Genomic DNA, 16,894 nt, shown 5'->3' on the forward strand with positions numbered 1-16,894 from the left:
CCCTATTCAGTCCCCCGGCCGCAGCGGGTCGCGCACGGCCGCGACGCTGTAGAACGGCGCCTGCCGGGACGGTACGTCGAACGCCAGGCCGTCCACGTGCCGCCGGCTGATGATCGTCGCGGGACCCACGTGCCGCAGCGTGGCGCGGATGTCGATGTCCATCTGGAGCGGGAAGCCCTCGCGGGCCAGCTCCTCGGTCATCGCGGTCGACGGCGGGGCCCCGAACGGGTAGACGAGCACGTCGACCGGGCCCAAGACCGGGTCGGCGACGGCGTGCCACTTCGCGAGGTCCGCGCGGATGGCCGCGGGCGAGGTGGTCGTGAGGTCGATGTGGCCGTAGGTGTGGCTGGCGAAGGTCCACCCGTCGGCCTTCAGGGCGGCGACGAGCGGAGCCAGCCGGGCGCGGCCGGCCGTCGTACCGGCGTCCCGCTCCCCCAGCAGCCCCTCGAACGCCGTCTCCGCGAGCAGGCCCTTGGCGCCCTGCGCCGAGAACTCCGGGTGCGCGGCCACCTCCGCGTCCACCATCGGTACGACGTCCTGGTCGGTCAGGCGGCCGTCGTCCAGCTGCGCGCGGATCCGGCCGCCGGGGTCGAGGGTGAGCCGCCGCGCCAGGCCTCGGCCCTCGAAGTAGCGGTAGTAGTTGGCGTCGTCCTCGATGAGCACCAGCGGCTTGCGACCACGGGGCACCCGGACGGTGCCGGTTGCGACGTCGTGCAGGTCGACCAGGGTCCAGCGGTTCCGCCACAGCTGGTCGAGGAGGACGCGGAACTCGCGGGCGGTGACGAAGAAGTCCTCGAATCCCTTGCCGAGGGTGTCGGACCGGAACGCCAGACGCGGCTCGAGCACCAGCGGGTGCACGAACACCGCCTCGACCGCGCCGTGCCAGGCGACCAGGTGCGGCGCAGCGGTGGCGGGCGTGGTCGTCGGGGCGGCGGCCACGGGCGCGACCGTTCCGGCGGCAGTGGTGCGGACGGTCGGGGCGCAGGCCGTCACGAGCGCGAACGACGTCGTGAGGATGAGTGCCGCGAGGACGCGGCGTACGGGTGCCAGCATGGGTTCCTCCACCCGGTCTGACGCGCGGAGGAACGCGCTGGTTGCGGTGCTACGAGAAGGTGGCGTACCGGTGCGGGGTCAGGAAGAAGCCCGCCCGGGTGCGGGTGTTGACGCAGGTGACGCCGATCTTCTCGACCGCGCACTCCAGGCTCCCGCTGGTGACCACGGCGGGCGCGGGCACGACGGTCGCACCCGGCTCGCGGATGGTGTCGGTGTTGCACTCCGGCACGGCTCCGTCGTCACCGAGCTGGATCCGGCCCACGGCGCCGGCCATGGACTGCCCGCACACGCCCGGGTCCTGGATCGCTCCGGTGCGCAGCTCGCAGGACGTCGGGATCGTGGAGCTGCGGAGCACGCAGTAAACGACGTCGCCGCTGGTGGAGAAGCGGCTCAGCGCCCGGCGGGGCGCGCCCTTGAGGGCCCCGAGGCGCGCGGAGGCGGCGGCGTACGTCGTCGGGACGCCGGCCGTCGAGCCCGACCCGTTGGCGGTGTTGGTGGGGACCGCGGCGATCGTCGGCGTACCGGACGGGTGGGTGGGCGCCGTGGTGGTCGGGGTGACCGGGACGGGCGCCGTGGTGTGCGAGGGGTGCGTCATCGAGTCAGGGATGGACATCGACCATCCGGGGGTGGGCGCCCACATCGACGGCGAGCTCGGGGGCAAGTTGCTCGCATCCAGGTTGCCGGCGTCGCACCCGGCGAGGGAGATCGATCCGAGCAGGGCTGCGGCAATGACGAGGAAACGCACTGCCCCATTCTTGCGCGTCGACAGGTCCGGAGCGTGGAGGCACGGCGGCACCGCCGAGAGAGATGTGCTTAGGTTTGCCTTACCTCATTTAGGTTTACCTAAGACAAGGAAGACGATGGGCGATCTCCTCACCTCCACGACCACCACGCTGACCGCGCTGCCGCCGGTCTGGCGGTGGACCAGCAAGGCCGGCTACTTCACCGCGCTGTGCGCCACAGCAGGCCCGCTGCTGACCTACTGGCTCGCGCTTCGACCGCCGCTCCGCGGGGAGCCTGACGCGGCGACCACGACCACCGGACGGCTCACCGGACGGGTGGCGGCGATCGGCGCCCTGCTGCTGCTCCCCTTCCTCGTCCTCCAGACCGCCTCCCGCGCCGCCCGCCACGGCGACGGCGACTTCGGTGCGGCGCTGGCACCCTCGGCCCTCTGGGGGCAGCTCACCGCGCCGCGAGAGGCGGGCGAGTGGATCGCCGACGGATGGATCACCCTGAGCCAGCTCGTCCTGGTGGTCGCCGCGATCGTGGTCCTCGGTCCCTTGCTGCGGCGCGGCGCCATGGCGCCCGCGCGGCTGACCGGCCTGCTCGGCGCGGGAACGGTGCTCGTGCTCGGGATCGGGCTGGCGGAGGCCGTGCCCCGCAGCAGCGAGGACCTCACCGGCGAGGCATGGCTCGGCACGCTGTTCGACCAGCTCCACGTCGTCGGAGCCGAGGCCTGGCTCGGCGGCCTGCTCCTGCTCGCGGTCGTGACGGCGCGGCACCGGTCGCTGGCGGACGCGAGCGTCGCGTTCTGGACCGCGGCGTGGCAGCGGTTCAGCCTGCTCGCCACCCTCAGCGTCGCGGCGCTCGCCGTCTCGGGCCTGTGGCTCGCCTGGCGGCACATGGGGTCGCTCGACGAGCTCGTCACGACGACGTACGGCGTGGTCCTGCTGGTCAAGCTGCTCGTGGTCGGCGCCCTCCTCGGGCTCGGCGCCTGGAACCAGGTCGCCGTCCTCCCCCAGCTGCTCCGCCTGCGTCGGGCAGGTCACGACGAACCCGTGCTCGCACTGGCGGTCCGGCACCTCGGTCGCGTCGTCCGGATCGAGGTGGCGCTGGGCGCGGCGGTGCTGGTCACGGTCGGCTTCCTCGGCGGCTCCGCCCGCAGCGAGGCCGGCGACCCGGACCCGGTCCTGACCGGCCAGATCTGGGGCTGGGGCATCGGGTTCGTCGTCGCGATGGTCGGTCTGCTGTGGATCACCGGACGGGTCGCCGCGTTCCTCGCGGAGCGGCCGGCGGCGGAACCGGCGTCGGCCTGAGCGGGCGCGCTCAGCCGGGCAGGTCCTGGGCCAGGGCGATCGCGTCGTCCTGGCGCAGGGCCCGGCCGCGGGTCCAGGCCTCGTGCCACGCCCGCGCATCGCCGTCCGCCTCCGCGCGGGCGAGCACGGCCGCGGCGATCCGCCGCTCGACCGGGAGCGGCTGGCCGCCGAAGGACTCCCAGGTGCGCTCGGCGGCGCCGGCCAGCTCGGCCGCACGGGCCCGGTCGCCGCGCAGCGCGGCGGCCATCGCGAGACCGACGACGGCCTCGGCGATGCCCTTCGGCTCGACCAGCTCGTCGAAGGTGACGAGGCTCTGCAGGTAGAGGGTCTCCGCACGGGCGGGGTCCCCGTCGACGACCGCGGCGAGTCCGACGTAACCGAGCGAGCGCGCCCGGAAGCGCTCGTCGCCGAGCTCGGCGTACTCCCGCAACGCCTCCGCCAGTGCCGCGCGGGCCCCGCCGGTGTCCCCGGCCGCGATGCGCACGATGCCGACGTTGAGCAGCGAGGTGGCCAGCAGCCACGGCTGGTCGAGGTCGCGGGCCAGGGCGAGTGCGTCGTCCAGGCTCCGACCGGCCGCGGCGACGTCGTCCCGGGCCAGGGCGACCATGCCGGCGACCGTCGCGGCATTGCGTCGTACGGCGGGGTCGTCGGCTTCCCGGGCGAGCGCGGCCAGCTCGGCTCCGCACCGGGCCGCGGCATCGTCGTCGCCCTGCTGGAGCGAGAGCCAGGCGAGACCCCACAGCGCGTCGGTGCGCGTCCCCACCGTCGCCGGAGGTACGCCGGCGAGCCCGCGCTCGAGCCACTCCCTGCCACCCGCGAGGTCACCGCGCGCCTGCCAGTACCGCCACAGACCCACGCACAGCTGCAGGAACACCTCGGTGTCGCCGGACTTCTCCGCCCAGCGCAACGCGACGGCCAGGTTGGGGCCGTCGGCGTCGAGGACGGTGTACCACTGCTCCTCGCTGCCGACGTGGCCCGCCAGCGCGGACACCCGATCGACGTGCCAGGCGACGAACCGGCGACGGAACTCGGTGTCCAGCTCGCGCCGGAGGTCCGCGGTGCGACCGCGGGCGAGCTCCACGAACTCCTCGAGGCGCTCCTCGGTCAGCCCGAGCGCCGACCCGAGGCGCTCCGCGGTGTCGCGGTACAGCCGGCGACGGAGCCCGCGCTCGATGTCGCTGACGGTCCGGGCGCTCAACCCGGCGCGTTCGGCGAGCTCCTCCTGGGTGATCGCCGCGTCGTCGCGCAGCGAGCGGAGGACACCGGCGAGGTGGCCCATGAGCGCACGGTAGCCGCGTCACGAAGTCGGTGGGTGACTTTTCGTGGTGGCCAGGACCGCCTGCCACCACGCTGGACGCATGGGAAAGCACACAGCACTGCGGCTCTACGAGCTGCTGAACGCAGGACAGGTCGAGCGGATCGGCGAGCTCGTCACCGAGGGGTACGCCGAGCACGACCCGCTCCCCGGGCAGGGCACCGGACGCGAGGGCGTCGTCGATCGGTTCTCGATGATCGTCGGGGCGCTCGCGCCGCACTTCACCGTCGAGGACGTGGTCTGCGAGGGCGACAAGGTCGTCGTCCGCTGGACGAACGCGGGCACCCACGTCGGGGAGTTCGCGGGCATCCCGGCGACCGGCGGCACGTTCACGATCGGCGGCATCGACATCTACCGCATCGAGGGCGACCTGCTCGCGGAGCACTGGCACGTGGTCGACCAGCTGGCGATGCTCGGCCAGCTCGGGCTGCTTCCGCAGCCGGCCTGACAAGAGCACGAGAGCCCGCCCTCGATCGAGGACGGGCTCTCGGTTGGTTTCGATACGTCCTCGCCTCGCGGCTCGGGCTACTCGACCAACGACGTTGGTCGAGTAGCCGCGAGCGCCAGCGAGCGGCGTATCGAGACCTCAGGCCTTGCGGAGGTTTCGCAGGACGTACTGCATGATGCCGCCGTTGCGGTAGTAGTTCGCCTCGCCGGGGGTGTCGATGCGGACGACGGCGTCGAACTCGACGTCGCCGGCCTTCACCTTGACCGTCTTCGGGGTGACACCGTCGTTGAGCGCGGTGATGCCCGTGATGGAGAAGGTCTCCTCACCGGTCAGGCCGAGGCTCTCGGCGTTCTGGCCGGCCGGGAACTGCAGCGGGATGACGCCCATGCCGATCAGGTTGGAGCGGTGGATGCGCTCGTAGCTCTCGGCGATGACGGCCTTCACGCCCAGCAGCGAGGTGCCCTTGGCCGCCCAGTCGCGGGACGAGCCGGAGCCGTACTCCTTGCCGGCCAGCACGACCAGCGGGGTGCCGGCCTTCTGGTAGTTCACCGACGCGTCGTACACGAACGAGACCGGGCCGTCGGGCTGGGTGAAGTCACGCGTGAAGCCACCCTCGGTGCCGGGCGCGATCTGGTTGCGCAGCCGGATGTTGGCGAACGTGCCGCGGATCATGACCTCGTGGTTGCCGCGGCGCGAGCCGTAGGAGTTGAAGTCACGCTGCTCGACGCCGTGCTCGGTGAGGTACTGGCCCGCGGGCGAGTCCTTCTTGATCGCGCCGGCCGGGCTGATGTGGTCGGTGGTGACCGAGTCGCCCAGCTTGAGCAGGACCCGAGCGCCCTCGATGTCGGTGACCGGGTTCGGGGTGTCGGGCATGCCCTCGAAGTACGGGGGCTTGCGGACGTAGGTCGAGTCCTCGTCCCACTCGAAGGTGTTGCCCTCGGGCGTGGGCAGCGAGCGCCACCGGTCGTCGCCGGCGAACACGTCGGCGTAGTCCTTGGTGAACATCTCCGAGGTGATCGCCGAGGCGATGGTCTCCTCGATCTCCTGCGGCGTGGGCCAGATGTCCTTGAGGAAGACGTCGTTGCCGTCCTGGTCCTGGCCGAGGGCGTCGTTGAACAGGTCGACGTTCATGTTGCCGGCCAGTGCGTACGCGATGACCAGCGGCGGGGACGCCAGGTAGTTCATCTTGATGTCCGGGTTGATCCGACCCTCGAAGTTCCGGTTGCCCGACAGCACCGAGACGACGGCCATGTCGTGCTCGTTCACCGCCGCGGAGACCTCGGGGATGATCGGGCCGGAGTTGCCGATGCAGGTGACGCAGCCGTAGCCGACCAGGTTGAAGCCGAGCTTGTCGAGGTACGGCGTCAGCCCGGCCTTCTCGTAGTAGTCCGAGACGACCTTCGAGCCGGGCGCGAGCGTGGACTTGACCCACGGCTTGCGCTGGAGGCCCTTCTCCACGGCCTTCTTCGCGAGGAGCGCGGCGCCGATCATCACGCTCGGGTTCGAGGTGTTGGTGCAGGAGGTGATCGACGCGATGGTGACCGCGCCGTTCTCCAGCTCGAACTCGGTGCCGTCCTCCAGGCGCACCTCGACCTTGATGCCCGGGTCCTTGGAGTACGTCGGCAGCGCCTCGGCGAACGCCGATGCGGCGTTGGCCAGCTCGACGCGGTCCTGCGGGCGCTTCGGACCGGCGATGCTCGGCACGATCGTCGACAGGTCGAGCTCGAGCTTCTCGGAGTAGCGCGGCTCGGCGGCCGGGTCGAGCCAGAGGCCCTGCTCCTTGGCGTAGGCCTCGACCAGGCTGATCTCCTCCTCGGAGCGGCCGGTGAGACGCAAGTAGTCGGTGGTCTGGCCGTCGATCGGGAAAATCGCGCAGGTCGAGCCGAACTCCGGGCTCATGTTGCCGATCGTCGCGCGGTTGGCCAGCGGGAGGGCCGAGACGCCCTCGCCGTAGAACTCGACGAACTTGCCGACGACGCCGTGCTGGCGGAGCATCTCGGTGATGGTGAGCACCAGGTCGGTCGCGGTCGATCCGGCCGGCAGCTCGCCGGTCAGCTTGAAGCCGACGACGCGCGGGATGAGCATGGAGACCGGCTGGCCGAGCATCGCGGCCTCGGCCTCGATGCCGCCGACGCCCCAGCCGAGCACACCGATGCCGTTGACCATGGTCGTGTGCGAGTCGGTGCCGACGCAGGTGTCGGGGTAGGCGAGCAACTCGCCGTCGACCTCACGGGTGAAGGTGACGCGCGCCAGGTGCTCGATGTTGACCTGGTGCACGATGCCGGTGCCCGGCGGGACGACCTTGAAGTCGTCGAAGGCGCCCTGGCCCCAACGCAGGAACTGGTAGCGCTCGCGGTTGCGCTCGTACTCGATCTCGACGTTGCGCTCGAACGCCTCGGGGGTGCCGAAGACGTCGGCGATGACGGAGTGGTCGATGACCATCTCGGCCGGAGCGAGCGGGTTGATCTTGGAGGCGTCGCCCCCCAGGTCGGCCATGGCCTCGCGCATGGTGGCGAGGTCGACGACACACGGCACGCCGGTGAAGTCCTGCATGATCACGCGCGCGGGCGTGAACTGGATCTCCTTGTCGGGCTCGGCGGTCTCGTCCCAGCCGGCCAGCGCCTTGATGTCGTCGGCGGTGATGTCAGCGCCGTCCTCGGTGCGGAGCAGGTTCTCCAGCAGCACCTTCAGGGAGTAGGGCAGGCTCGCGACGTCGAGACCGTCACCGGTCACGGCGTCCAGCCGGAAGATGCCGTAGGACTTTCCGTCCACGTCCAAGGTGCCCTTGGCACCGAAGCTGTTCACGCTGGCCATCCGCGTCTCCGTCCTCGTCGACTTCTCTAGTCGGGATTGGTCTGGCGCCCATCCTGCCGCCGGGCGCGGCGGCGTGGGAAGTGAGGCGAACCTAAACCCTGATCCCGATTTATCTTGATATCAAGATATCACGGAGTAGTGGCGGTCGTGGTGGTGGAATCGCCGGACGCCCTCGTCACCTGCACGTCGGCCGATCCCGCCTCGCCCTGACCCGGGTAGACGTCGAGGACGGTCACCGTGAGCCCGGCGACGCGCATCGACTGTCCCTTGCCGAGCCACGCCTGGCCGGCGTTGTCGCCGGGCCGGTCCCCGGTCGGGTTCGGAACCGCGCTGAGGTTGACCTGGTAGGCGTCGCCGAACGGTCGGACACCGTGGGTGAAGACGAAGAGGCCGGTTCCGTCCACGGTCACGTTGGCCGGGTAGTTGACCTGCCCGTGCCCGTGCGGGATCGGCGAGGCCCGCACCTTGCCCGGACCGGGCACGAAGTGCGGCGGTCCCCCGCACCCCGCCAGCGCCAGGACAACCACGAGACCGACGAGACCCACCACGCGACGCACCACGAGGACTGATCCTCCCAGGTGGCTCCACGGGACTAAGCGGACGGGGCCGCTGCGGGTGTAGACCTCTCGTGGAGACGCTGACGGTCGGAGGGCGCATGCACGGGACGGTAGGCTCGCCCGACGAGTTCGCCGCCTGGGCGCGCCCGCACCTCCCCGCGCTGCACCGGTACGCCGCCCGCCTGGTCGGGCCGGGCGACGCCGACGACGTCGTCCAGGAGGCGCTCGCCCGGGCGTGGAGCCGCCGATCGACGTACGACACGGAACGGGGTGAGCCACTCCCCTGGCTGCTGGCGATCGTGCGGGACCGGGCGATGCGGCTGCTGCGCGGGCGGCGGCCGCAGGTCGCTCTGGTCGACGCCGACCGTCCGGTCGGGCCGGCCGTCCCCGATGTCGACCTCGAGCGAGCCGTGCGGGCCCTGGCGCCGCGGCAGCGCGAGGTCGTCGACCCACTACTTCGTGGACCTCGACGTCGCGACGATCGCGGCCCTGCTCGGCTGTGCGCCCGGGACGGTCCGCGCCACCCTGCACCAGGCGCGCGCCGCGCTGCGGACCGCCCTGGGCGAACCCGACGGAGACGACCATGGATGAGCACGACGACCTCGACCGGAGGATGGACGAGCGGCTGGCCCGGGCCGGGCGGGTCTGGCGGGAGTCGCTCCCGGCAGCACGCGAGCCGGACCTCGTCGCGCCCGGCCGCCACCGGGCGCGCTGGCTGGTGCCGTCGGCCGCGGCGGCCGCGGTGGCGCTGGTCGTCGGCGGGGTGGTCGGGCTGGTCGGGCACGGCGGAGGCGCCGACGCTCCGCTGCCGGGGGCCTCGTCCAGCGCCGCCGGTGTCGTGCCGTGGGCGGCGCTGCCGGCCACCCACCCGCGCCTGCCCGTGCGCTGGGTCGGCCCGACGGCGGCGACGATCTACGCCGCCCGACCGTGCGGCACAGGGGACGTCGATCACGGAAAGGCCGTGGGCGGAGGAGCGGCAGGGACGGCGTACGTCACGACCCGGCTGTCCCTCGCACCCGGACACTCGTCGTGCCGGCTGCCCGCGAGCTTCGGCGCGAGGCTGCTCGACCACGGGACCCCGATCCCGACCGGCCCGAGCGGACTCGGAGGGCGCCGACCCGTGCCGGTGCTCATCACCCGCGCATGGCCGGCGGAGCTCAGCGTCGGCTGGAGCGTCACCCATGTGTGCGGCCACGTCGACAACACCACGATCCGGGTCAGCCTCATCAAGGCCGGCACGTTCGACCTCCCGGGCTTCGGCCGGACGACGTGCAACCCGGGCGAGCCGATGACGGAGCCGCTCGACCTGCCGGCGATCCAGCCGGGCTACACCCAGCAGCGCGTCTCGCCGTACGACGGCGTCCGGGTCAGCGGCGACCTGCGGCTCACCGGCCGACCGGGCCAGACGGTCGACTTCACGATCACCCTCACCAGCCGGCGCGACCTGGTGCTGGACCCGTGTCCGGACTACCGGATCGGCGCCTACACGCCGATCCAGTCGGAGAGCCGGGTGGCGACGTACGGACTCAACTGCGCCCAGGTGCCGTACCGCGCAGCCGCCGGAACGCCGTACCTCCCCGCCGGCGTGCCCGTCACGTTCGCCATGCAGCTGACGGCACCCGCGGTCGACGTACCGAAGCTGGAGTGGGAGCTGCTCGCGCCGCCCACGCTGCCGGCCCTGGGCGGCGTCCTCACGGTCGGCACGGCCCAGCCCGACGGCACCCTGACCGGCGTGGTGACCATGGACGGCGGACCCGCGCCCGGGACCAGCACCAAGGTCACCTCCGGGACCGTGACCCTCGTCGGCGACGACGGGACCCGGCGGGTCGCCTCCATCGCGGCGGACGGCACCTACACCGCGCACGTCCCTGCCGGGGCCTACACGCTGGTGGTCCGCACCCCGCAGTGGAACGGGGGCGCCCTGTTCAAGGACCGGGCAGGAGTCACCGGCGGCGCCGTCACGACGGCCGACGTCAGCCTGCCGATGAAGTAGTCGTCGTCGGCTCGGATTCTTTACTTGACGATCCGCCGCACCCGCGCGCATTCTCCTAACTGTGTTAGGAGATCCGAACGGCAGTAGGGTCGCCGTCCGACAAGCAGCCACCCGCGCCGAGATCCTCGACGCCGCGTGGACCCTGGCCGGCGAGGTGGGGCTCGCCGGCATCACGCTCCGTGAGATCGCGCGGCGGGTGGGGATGCAGGCGCCGTCGCTCTACACGCACTTCCCCTCCAAGCACGCGATCTACGACGCCATGTTCGGACAGGCCTGGAGCGACTACGAGGAGCACATGGCGGGCCGGCTCGCCGATCCGCCGACCGATGCGCGAGCGGCCGCGCACCAGGTGGCGCGGACCTTCTTCGACTTCGCGGTCGCCGACCTGCCCCGCTACCAGCTGATGAACCAGCGCATCATCCCGGGCTTCGAGCCGAGTCCCGAGTCGTACGCGCCCGCGGTGCGCGTCCTCGAGCGGGGGCTCGCCTTCATGGTGTCCCTCGGGATCCACCAACGCGCCGACTTCGACATCTTCATCGCTCTCGTCGGCGGCCTGATCGACCAGCAGCACGCCAACGACCCGGGCGGCGACCGCTTCGCCCGGGTCCTCCCCCGCGCCATCGACATGTGGGCTGACGGTGTCGGCCTTCCCGCAACCACGGCTTGATCCCGAACCCAGGAGCAGCGCCATGAGCGTCACCACCGACACCACCCCTCGCCGACCCCGCGGCGACCGCACCGAGGCGATGCAGCTCGCCGCCGACGAGTACCTGCGCTTCGCCGACACCCTGGCCGCACTGAGGCCCGAGGACTGGTCCCGACCCACCGCGTGCCCTGAGTGGGACGTCCGTCAGATGGCGTGCCACACGGTCGGCATGGCGGCGATGGCCTCCGGGATGCGCGAGACGATGCGCCAGCAGCGGATCGCCAACCGCGATGCTGCCCGCAACGGCGGTACGCCGCTCGACGCCCTCACCGCGCTCCAGGTGCGGGAACGGGCCGACTGGACGCCCGCCCAGGTGATCGCGGGCATGCGGGCCGTCGCTCCGCGGGCCGCGGCCGGGCGTCGGCGCGTGCCGGGCTTCGTGCGCGCCCGCCGGCTGCCGGACAGCTTCGAGATCAACGGTCGGCTGGAGACCTGGCGGATCGGCTTCCTCATCGACACGATCCTCACCCGCGACCCGTGGATGCACCGGATGGACATCGCCGACGCGGTCGGCCGCGAACCGACGCTGGCCCCCGAGCACGACGGCCGGATCGTCGCCGGCGTGGTCGCCGAGTGGGCCGACCGGCACGGACAGCCCTTCCGGCTGGAGCTCACCGGTCCGGCCGGCGGGATCTGGTCCTCCGGGTCCGGCGGCCCCGCCATCGAGATGGACGCGATCGAGTTCTGCCGGATCCTGTCGGGTCGCGGGTCGGGCGAGGGGCTGCTGGAGACCCAGGTCCCGTTCTGACTGGGACGGCCCGTCCGTCCGGTCAGGCCGGCAGCGCGTCGTCGGCGAACTGCGTGCGGTAGAGCTCGCTGTAGCGACCGCCCGCACCGACCAGCTCCTCGTGCGTGCCGCGCTCGACGATCCGGCCGTCCTCGACCACGAGGATCACGTCGGCAGCGCGGACCGTCGAGAGCCGGTGGGCGATGACGAGGGCCGTCCGACCGGTGAGTGCCTCGTCCAGCGCGGCCTGCACCGCCGCCTCCGAGGTCGAGTCGAGCGATGCCGTGGCCTCGTCGAGGATGACCACGCGGGGCTGCTTGAGCAGCAGCCGGGCGATGGTCAGCCGCTGCCGCTCGCCGCCGGACAGCCGGTAGCCGCGCTCGCCGACGACCGTCTCCAGACGGTCGGGGAGGCTGCGCACCATGTCAGCCAGCCGGGCGCGGGTTAGCGCGTCCCAGAGGTCGTCCTCGGTCGCCTCGGGCCGGGCGAGCAGCAGGTTGCCGCGGATGGAGTCGTGGAACAGGTGGCCGTCCTGGGTCACCATCCCGACGGCAGCACGGATCGACTCGGCCGTCAGGTCGCGGACGTCGACGCCGGCGAGCCGCACGGCACCGGCATCCACGTCGTACAGGCGGGAGACGAGCTGGGCGATCGTCGACTTGCCCGCTCCCGAGGAGCCGACGAGCGCGACGACCTGGCCGGGCTCCGCGCGCAGCGAGATGCCGTGGAGCACCTCGACCCCGCCCCGGGTGTCGAGGTGGGCGACCGCCTCGAGGGAGGCCAGCGAGACCTTGTCCGCGCTCGGATAGGCGAAGTGCACGTCGTCCAGCACGACCTCGACGGGACCGTCCGGCACCTCGCCGGCGCCCGGGCGGTCGACGATCAGCGGCTGGAGGTCGAGCACCTCGAAGACGCGCTCGAAGCTGACCAGGGCGCTCATGATGTCGACCCGCGCGCTCGCGAGTGCGGTCAGGGGTGCGTAGAGCTGGGTGAGCAGCAGGGACAGGGCGACGACGTCGCCCGCGTCGAGCGAGCCGCTGAGGGCGAGCGAGCCGCCGACGCCGTACACGACGGCGACGGCGAGCGCAGAGACGAGGGTGAGCGCGGTGACGAAGGTGGTCTGCACCATCGCCGTGCGGACGCCGATCTCGGCGACCCGTTCCGCGCGCGTGGCGAACTCGACGGACTCCTGCTCGGGCCGTCCGAACAGCTTGACCTGGGTCGCGCCCGGGGCCGAGAACCGCTCGGTCATCTGGTCGCCCATGGCGGCGTTGTGACCGGCGGCCTCGCGCTGGATGCCGGCGAGACGGCGGCCCATCCGCCGGGCCGGGACCACGAAGACCGGGAGCAGGACCAGCGCGAGCAGGGTGACCTGCCACGAGATGCCCAGCATCACGACCAACGTCAGGACCAGGGAGACGAGGTTCGCCACCACGCCCGACAGGGTGGAGCTGAACGCGCGCTGGGCGCCGATGACGTCGTTGTTGAGCCGGCTGACGAGCGCGCCGGTGCGGGTGCGGTTGAAGAACGCGATCGGCATCCGCTGGACGTGGTCGAAGACGCTGGTGCGCAGGTCCAGGATCAGCCCCTCGCCGATCCGTGCCGACAGCAGGCGCGAGATCAGGCCCATCGCGGCGCTCGCCACCGCGAGGCCGGCGATCGCGAGCGCCAGCACGACGACGGTACGTCGGGAGTCGCCCGCGACGATCGCGTTCACCACCCGACCCGCGAGCACCGGGGTGGCCACGGCCAGCCCGGCCGTCAGCACGCTCAGCACGACGAAGCCGATCAGCTTGCTGCGGTGGGGGCGCGCGAACCGCAGGATCCGCCCCGCGGTCGCCCGGTTGAACGCCCGCTGCTCGTCGGGGCCGTGCATGCTCCGGTAGACCTGGTTCCAGGCGATCTGCTCCATGCTCACGTCAGCACAACCCGTTCCGCTCCGAAGGATTCCCGCGCCGGTGAATCTAGAGCAGCGGGGGGACAGTCGCCTCGATCAGGTGCGGGCCCGGCTCGGCCAGGGCGCGCCGGAGCTGGTCGGCCAGCTCCTCCGCCGTGGTGGCCCGCGTGGCCGGGACGCCCATGCCCTCGGCGAGCTTCACGAAGTCGAGGTCCGGGCGGCTCAGGTCGAGCAGCTCGTTCGCCCGCGGGCCGCCGTCCTCGACGCCGACCCGTTGCAGCTCGAGCCGCAGGATCGCGTAGGCGCTGTTGTTCAGCACGACCGTGGTGACGTCGAGCTTCTCGCGGGCCTGCGTCCAGAGCGCCGAGATCGTGTACATCGCGCTGCCGTCGGCCTGCAGGTTGACGACGGGCCGGTCCGGCGCCGCGACAGCAGCACCCACCGCCACCGGCATCCCGAACCCGATCGAGCCTCCGGTCAGGGTGAGGACGTCGTGGCGCGGGGCCCCGGCGGTCGCACCGGCGAGGAGCAGGCCCGACGTGTTCGACTCGTCGACGACGATGGCCCGTTCCGGTAGCACGGCGCCGACCACGTCCACCCAGCTCTGCAGGGTGAGCGGCCCGGACGGGAGGTCGGGACGTGCCGGCGCCTGCAGGGCCGGCGCGGTGTCGGGAGCGACGAGGTCGGCGAGGGCCTCCAGCGCGCCGACGACGTCCTCGGTCCCTTCCGCAAGCACGTGCACCTGAGCGCCCTCGGGCACGAGCGTGCTCGGCTTGCCCGGGTAGGCGAAGAACGACACCGGCGCCTTCGCGCCGGCCAGGACCACGTGGGCGACGCCGTCCAGCTGCTGCACCGCCTGCTCGGCGAGGTAGGCGAGCCGCTCGAACGTCGGGAGGCCCACGCCACGCTCGAGCCGGGCCGGGAACGTCTCGACGTACGCCCGCGCCGAGGTCGCCACCGTGATCCGGGACATCGCCCGCAGACCAGCCTCCCCGCAGGCCCGCCCGCCGAACAGGAACGCCACGGGCTGACCTCCGGTCAGGACGTCGGCGATCCGCTGGACGACCGCGCCGTCGACGTCCGGGGCTGGGCGCGGCGGGGCGGGCTGCGCCGGCGTACTGCCCTCGTCCCAGGACACGTCGGCCGGGAGGATCAGCGTCGCGACCTGCCCCGGCAGCTCCTGGGCCGCCCGCACGGCCTCGGCGGCGTCGGAGCCGACGGCACCCACGTAGTTCGTACGGCGTACCCAGCCCTCCAGGCTCGCGGCGATGCTCTCGATGTCCGACTGGAGCGGTGCGTCGTGCTGCTGGTGGTACGTCGCGTGGTCGCCGACCACGTTCACGACCGGGCTGTGGGCGCGCCGCGCGTTGTGCAGGTTGGCCAGGCCGTTCCCGAGGCCCGGGCCCAGGTGCAGCAGGGTCGCGGCCGGCTTGCCGGCCATCCGGGCATAGCCGTCGGCGGCACCCGTCACGACGCCCTCGAAGAGTCCGAGCACGGCTCGCATCTCGGGTACGGCGTCGAGTGCCGCGACGAAGTGCATCTCGGAGGTGCCCGGGTTGGCGAAGCAGACTTCGACACCCGCATCCACCAATGTCCGGACGAGCGACTGGGCTCCGTTCACTGCCTCACCTCATGACGTCGTGACCTCGTTGGGTGGGGCCACCCTGCCCGCGCCGGGCGTCGCTCGTAAAGGGCCGATCAGGTCTCGCCGCGCAGGCGGGCCGCCAGGTACTGATCCATCACGACAGCCGGGATCCGGCCCCGATCCGAGACCACGATGTCCGCCCGCGCCGCCCATCGGCGCACGTCGGCCGGCGTCGGCGGCGCAGGCGCCAGCGGCGGGGGCGCTTCGAGCCCGCGCACGGCGAGGTCGCCGACCATCTCCTCCGACAACCCGACCCGGGCGGCAGCGAGGAAGCGGTAGGTCCACTCCTGGGCCAGCTTGCGGGTCTCACAGAAGACGATCGGGACGGTCGGGAACCGGACCTGACACTCGGCGACGCCATCGGCCACCACGCTGGGCCGAACGTGGTCCAGCTTGAAGATCTGCGAGTAGCGGTCCTCGACGACGACGGCGGCGCGGGCGATCGCGGAGAGCTCGGTCAGCTGGAACCTCAGCTTTCCCGTGGTCAGCGAGGAAACGAGGTCGGCCAGGGACTTCCGCTCCACCGTGGCCTGCAGCACCCCGTCGACGACGAGGCCGTAGTCACCGGCGTTGAGCCGCTCACGGCGGGTTGTCGCCTGCCGGTCAGCAAACGTGAACGGGTAGCGCTCGCGAATGTCGACCGCGATCTCCAGGTCGGCGACTCCGCTGGCGCGGGCGCCCGGAAGGGTCACCGCCGGTCGTGCCTGTTTCGAAGTGCGGGCGGTCTGCCAGAAGATCATCTGCCGGCCACGGGCATTCGTGACGACGATCTGAGACCGGTTCTCGCGACCGCGGTCGAGCACGAGGTCGATCGCGGCGCCTCGGCGTACGCACGAGCGCACGGGCACGCGCTCGAGGATCTCTGCGTCCGCGGGCCACTCCTCTGTTCGGTGGCAGTAGACCTTGCCTGTGCGTGGCCAGGTGTCCTTCGCCTTCAGGATGATCCCGTCCCCGAGCGGGATCCTAAGAAGGTAGGGCAGCGTCGACCCGGGTTCAGTGTTGCGGGCGATGACGAAGTCCTCCGGCACGCCGGCCACGATAGCGACGACTCATCCGTGAATGACGGCGTAGGCGATCTGCCCGGCGCTCCTGATCGCTTCAGGCACAAGCGCCCAGGCGGGGTGGGGGTCGTCGAGGAGCTTGCTCGCCTGACGTACCCGGCGCCGGTCCTTGCGAGTCACCTGCTTCGCGACGTCGAAAGGGTCCGGGACGAGCGCGCAAAGCAGCGCGAGATCCCGGTAGTGACGCTCGGGACCAGGCAGCGCCGTCGCGGCCGCCTTGCCGACGATCGCTGCGAGCAGCGTGGGCCGCGGAAGCATTGCGCGGCGCTCTTCGTGCACGACGGTGATCCGCTCAGCTCGACTCAGTGCCTGAGTGCCACCAGGCACTTCGATGGTCCGCCCGGGAGGCGTTGTCGTCAGGTCGGCCCGCTCCCCCAGACCTTCCGGTGCCAGGACGTCGATGACGACCGGGCGTGGTTTCGCGGCCCGGATGTAGCGGTGAGCGAGTCCATCTGCGCTGATGGACTGCAGCGAGAATCCGAGGTTCTCGATGCTGGCCACGACCCGGGTCAAGGCATCGGGGACGGCCCGGATGTCCGCGATCACGTCGCCGTCCTGGCTGATCTGCGGCGGAACCTGGCCGTGCTCGAGCGCATGCAGCAGCACCATCTGACCGCCGATCAGGGCCTAAGGCACGTCAAG

15 protein-coding genes and 1 pseudogene are annotated in these 16,894 nt (G+C 72.0%); 7 read left to right on the forward strand and 9 right to left on the reverse strand.

Annotated features, from left to right (window positions below; translation table 11 throughout):
* Positions 1 to 6 precede the first annotated feature (6 nt).
* Both ACYVAQ_RS11535 and ACYVAQ_RS11540 read right to left on the reverse strand, forming a co-directional pair.
* Entirely contained in the window at positions 7 to 1,053 is a 1,047-nt protein-coding gene (locus tag ACYVAQ_RS11535) for a polysaccharide deacetylase family protein (RefSeq protein ID WP_460789535.1), read from the reverse strand.
* A gap of 49 nt (positions 1,054 to 1,102) precedes the next feature.
* Positions 1,103 to 1,798, reverse strand: coding sequence for a hypothetical protein (locus ACYVAQ_RS11540; RefSeq protein ID WP_460789537.1), 696 nt, complete (start codon positions 1,796 to 1,798; stop codon positions 1,103 to 1,105).
* 115 nt (positions 1,799 to 1,913) lie between these two features.
* Between ACYVAQ_RS11540 and ACYVAQ_RS11545 the strand changes: the two genes are divergently transcribed.
* On the forward strand, positions 1,914 to 3,089 hold the full coding sequence (locus ACYVAQ_RS11545; protein WP_460789539.1) for a CopD family protein: 1,176 nt from the start codon (positions 1,914 to 1,916) through the stop codon (positions 3,087 to 3,089).
* Between the two features lie 10 nt (positions 3,090 to 3,099).
* On the opposite strand, the gene ACYVAQ_RS11550 is transcribed toward ACYVAQ_RS11545, so the two are convergent.
* Positions 3,100 to 4,368 (reverse strand): helix-turn-helix domain-containing protein, encoded by a 1,269-nt coding sequence (locus ACYVAQ_RS11550; RefSeq protein WP_460789541.1) that lies wholly within the window; start codon positions 4,366 to 4,368, stop codon positions 3,100 to 3,102.
* 79 nt (positions 4,369 to 4,447) lie between these two features.
* On the opposite strand from ACYVAQ_RS11550, the gene ACYVAQ_RS11555 reads away from it, so the two are divergent.
* A complete protein-coding gene (locus tag ACYVAQ_RS11555; RefSeq protein WP_460789545.1) occupies positions 4,448 to 4,852 on the forward strand; it encodes an ester cyclase in 405 nt (134 codons plus the stop codon).
* 138 nt (positions 4,853 to 4,990) lie between these two features.
* Here ACYVAQ_RS11555 and acnA read toward each other — a convergent pair whose 3' ends face one another.
* Both acnA and ACYVAQ_RS11565 read right to left on the reverse strand, forming a co-directional pair.
* Entirely contained in the window at positions 4,991 to 7,666 is a 2,676-nt protein-coding gene (acnA, locus tag ACYVAQ_RS11560; protein WP_460789547.1) for an aconitate hydratase AcnA, read from the reverse strand.
* A gap of 128 nt (positions 7,667 to 7,794) precedes the next feature.
* On the reverse strand, positions 7,795 to 8,226 hold the full coding sequence (locus ACYVAQ_RS11565) for a hypothetical protein (RefSeq protein WP_460789549.1): 432 nt from the start codon (positions 8,224 to 8,226) through the stop codon (positions 7,795 to 7,797).
* Positions 8,227 to 8,321: 95 nt separating this feature from the next.
* On the opposite strand from ACYVAQ_RS11565, the pseudogene ACYVAQ_RS11570 reads away from it, so the two are divergent.
* From ACYVAQ_RS11570 to ACYVAQ_RS11590, 5 genes and pseudogenes are all read left to right on the forward strand, one after another.
* Positions 8,322 to 8,501, forward strand: a pseudogene (locus tag ACYVAQ_RS11570) (RNA polymerase sigma factor); the annotation flags it as partial.
* Between the two features lie 112 nt (positions 8,502 to 8,613).
* Positions 8,614 to 8,814, forward strand: a complete 201-nt coding sequence (locus tag ACYVAQ_RS11575) for an RNA polymerase sigma factor (RefSeq protein ID WP_460789552.1) — start codon at positions 8,614 to 8,616, stop codon at positions 8,812 to 8,814.
* The gene (locus ACYVAQ_RS11580) at positions 8,807 to 10,216 is read left to right on the forward strand and encodes a carboxypeptidase-like regulatory domain-containing protein (RefSeq protein ID WP_460789554.1); all 1,410 of its coding nucleotides are present in this window, start codon (positions 8,807 to 8,809) and stop codon (positions 10,214 to 10,216) included. The genes ACYVAQ_RS11575 and ACYVAQ_RS11580 overlap by 8 nt, the downstream gene beginning before the upstream one ends.
* Before the next feature lie 61 nt (positions 10,217 to 10,277).
* Positions 10,278 to 10,883: a TetR/AcrR family transcriptional regulator gene (locus ACYVAQ_RS11585; RefSeq protein ID WP_460789556.1), complete on the forward strand. Its 606-nt coding sequence runs from the start codon at positions 10,278 to 10,280 to the stop codon at positions 10,881 to 10,883.
* 22 nt (positions 10,884 to 10,905) lie between these two features.
* Positions 10,906 to 11,670 (forward strand): maleylpyruvate isomerase family mycothiol-dependent enzyme, encoded by a 765-nt coding sequence (locus tag ACYVAQ_RS11590; RefSeq protein ID WP_460789558.1) that lies wholly within the window; start codon positions 10,906 to 10,908, stop codon positions 11,668 to 11,670.
* 22 nt (positions 11,671 to 11,692) lie between these two features.
* Here ACYVAQ_RS11590 and ACYVAQ_RS11595 read toward each other — a convergent pair whose 3' ends face one another.
* The 4 genes from ACYVAQ_RS11595 to ACYVAQ_RS11610 all read right to left on the reverse strand — a co-directional run bounded on the left by ACYVAQ_RS11595 (position 11,693) and on the right by ACYVAQ_RS11610 (position 16,861).
* Positions 11,693 to 13,561: an ABC transporter ATP-binding protein gene (locus tag ACYVAQ_RS11595; RefSeq protein ID WP_460789742.1), complete on the reverse strand. Its 1,869-nt coding sequence runs from the start codon at positions 13,559 to 13,561 to the stop codon at positions 11,693 to 11,695.
* Between the two features lie 52 nt (positions 13,562 to 13,613).
* Positions 13,614 to 15,167, reverse strand: a complete 1,554-nt coding sequence (locus tag ACYVAQ_RS11600) for an acetolactate synthase large subunit (RefSeq protein WP_460789561.1) — start codon at positions 15,165 to 15,167, stop codon at positions 13,614 to 13,616.
* Between the two features lie 77 nt (positions 15,168 to 15,244).
* Positions 15,245 to 16,219 carry an ERCC4 domain-containing protein gene (locus ACYVAQ_RS11605; protein ID WP_460789563.1) on the reverse strand — a complete coding sequence of 325 codons (975 nt, stop codon included), beginning with the start codon at positions 16,217 to 16,219 and terminating at the stop codon, positions 15,245 to 15,247.
* 21 nt (positions 16,220 to 16,240) lie between these two features.
* Positions 16,241 to 16,861, reverse strand: coding sequence for a hypothetical protein (locus ACYVAQ_RS11610; protein ID WP_460789565.1), 621 nt, complete (start codon positions 16,859 to 16,861; stop codon positions 16,241 to 16,243).
* Positions 16,862 to 16,894 lie beyond the last annotated feature (33 nt).

The organism is Nocardioides maradonensis (assembly GCF_054777115.1).